This window comes from Variovorax sp. 01T439_2 (genome assembly GCF_056398445.1).
The window spans coordinates 1-2,334 of sequence record NZ_JBFTPJ010000919.1 but is presented as its reverse complement, the minus strand read 5'-3'; the positions used below and the strand labels follow the sequence as shown (position 1 = coordinate 2,334).

The window sequence follows — 2,334 nt, the reverse complement described above, 5'->3', positions numbered from 1 at the left end:
CGTGTTCAGAGCACTGGTTGATCAGCCGCGAACCGACAGCGTGCCTCGTGCACAGGGCATCGGGTGCTCCCCGCAGCGAAATAAAGGAGGAGGCCGCAGGCCGGGGGACATTCGCGGAGGGGAGTACCCGGTGGCCTGTGCACGCGCCCCGAACAAGAACGAGAGCGCCAAGAACAAGATCAGTCGATCTTCGCCCCCGAAGCCTTGACCACCGCCCCCATTGCATCCCAGTCCGCGCGCAGCAGCTTCTGGAACTCTTCTGCGCTCTGCATGCGCGGCTCTACGCCCAGGCGCTTGAAGCGCTCCTGGATCGCCGGATCGGACAGCACCTTGTTGGTGGCCGCGTTGAGGCGCTCGACCTCGGCCTTGGGCGTGCCGGCCGGGGCGAGCAGGCCGATCCATGAATCGAAGGCGTAGCCCGGCAGGCCGCTCTCGGCCACCGTCGGCAAGCTCGGCAGGAACGGGCTGCGCGCCTGCCCCGTGGAAGCGAGCAGCTTCATGCGCGGATCGGCCTGGAAACCCATCACGCCGATGCTCGACGAAATCACCGCCTGCACGCGGCCCGCGAGCACCTCGTTGACCGCCTCGCCGGTCGACTTGGTCGGAATGTGCGTCATCTGCAGCCCGGCCTTGGCAAGGAACGACGCCATCGCCAGGTGCGTGGCGCTGCCGTTGCCGGCCGAGGCGTAGTTGTACTTGCCCGGGTTGGCCTTGACCTCCTTGATGAAGTCGGCCGTGTTCGACACGTTGAGCCCGCTCGATACGGCCAGCGCGTAGCCCGCGTTGCCGATGTTGGCCACGCCCACGAAATCCTTCAGCGGGTCGTACGACAGCTTGCTGTACAGGAAGCCCGCGATGTTGTGGCTCGCGGCCGCGAGCAGCAGCGTGTTGCCGTCCGCCGGTGCCTTGGCCACCGCGGCCGCGCCCACCGTGCCGCCCGCGCCCRCGCGGTTCTCGACGATGGCGCTGGCATTGAGCGCCGCACCCAGCTCGGCGTTGAAGGCGCGCGCCACCGTGTCCTGCACCGCGCCGGTGCCGAAGGGCACGACGATGTGGATCACGCGTTGTTGTTGCGCATGCGCGGGCACGAGCGCGCCGAGCGTTGCGGCGGCTGCAAGGGCGGCGAGCGAACGCCGGGTGAACACGGAGGAGGTCATCGAAGTGGCCGCTTTCATCATCATCATCATCGTTGGCAGTGAAAGATCTCAGCCGCCCGCGGGCAGCCAGCGCTGCACCAGCTTCACGAAGTAGCTGGCGCCGATCGGAATGATCTCGTCGTTGAAGTCGAACGAGGTGTTGTGGATGATGCAAGGGCCGGGCCCATGACCGTCGAGCCGGTGGTCGCCGTCGCCATTGCCGAGGAACGCATAGCAGCCGGGCCGCGCGAGCAGCATGTGCGCGAAGTCCTCGGCGCCCATCACGGCGGGAAAATTGTCGGTGACCATGCCGTCGCCCACCACCTCGCGCATCACGCTGGCGGCAAAGCGCGCCTCGGCCGGGTGGTTGACCACCGGCGGCGAGGAGCGGTTGAAGAAGACCTCGGCCGTGCAGCCGTGCGCCACGGCCACACCCGCCGCCACTTCGCGCAGCCGTGCCTCGATCTTGTCGATCGCCTCGATCGAAAAGGTGCGGATCGTGCCGCCGACCGTGGCCACGTCGGGAATCACGTTGGGCGCATCCGAGCCCTGCAGCTGCGTGACCGCGAGCAGGGCGCGCTCGGTGCTCGGAATGGTGCGCGGCACGATGGTCTGCAGCTGCTGCGCGAGCGTGACCACCGCGGCCACCGGGTCGATGCCGGTGTGCGGCATCGAGGCGTGCGTGCCGCGCCCGCGCACGGTGATCTTGTAGGTGTTGCTCGAGGCCATCAGCGCGCCTTCGTTGAGCGCGAAGCGGCCCACGTCGCCGACCGGGAAGTTGTGCAGCGCAAAGACCGCGTCGCACGGAAAGCGCTCGAACAGGCCGTCCTGGATCATCTTCTTCGCGCCGGCCTTGCCCATCTCCTCGGCGGGCTGGAAGATGAAATGCACGGTGCCGTCGAAGTCATCGGGCCCCTGCTGCGACAGGTGCCAGGCGGCGGCCAGCAGCATGGTGGTGTGGCCGTCGTGGCCGCAGGCATGCATGCGGCCGGCGTGCGTGGACTTGTGGGCGAACTCGTTGGCCTCGTGCAGCGGCAGCGCATCCATGTCGGCGCGCAGGCCGATGGTGCGTGTGCCGCTGCCCTTGCGCAGCACGCCGACCAGGCCGGTGCCGGCAATGCCGCGGTGCACCTCGATGCCCCATTCGGCGAGCAGGCCCGCCACCTTTTCGGAGGTGCGGTGCTCCTCGAAGCCGAGC

General features: G+C 68.3%; 2 protein-coding genes. Both read right to left on the bottom strand.

What is annotated here, in order from left to right; all coding sequences use genetic code 11:
• Positions 1-179 precede the first annotated feature (179 nt).
• Positions 180-1,157: a tripartite tricarboxylate transporter substrate-binding protein gene (locus AC1DOC_RS29785; protein ID WP_478131132.1), complete on the bottom strand. Its 978-nt coding sequence runs from the start codon at positions 1,155-1,157 to the stop codon at positions 180-182.
• A gap of 48 nt (positions 1,158-1,205) precedes the next feature.
• On the bottom strand, positions 1,206-2,334 hold a 1,129-nt coding region (locus tag AC1DOC_RS29780), incomplete at its 5' end, for a M20 aminoacylase family protein (protein WP_478131131.1).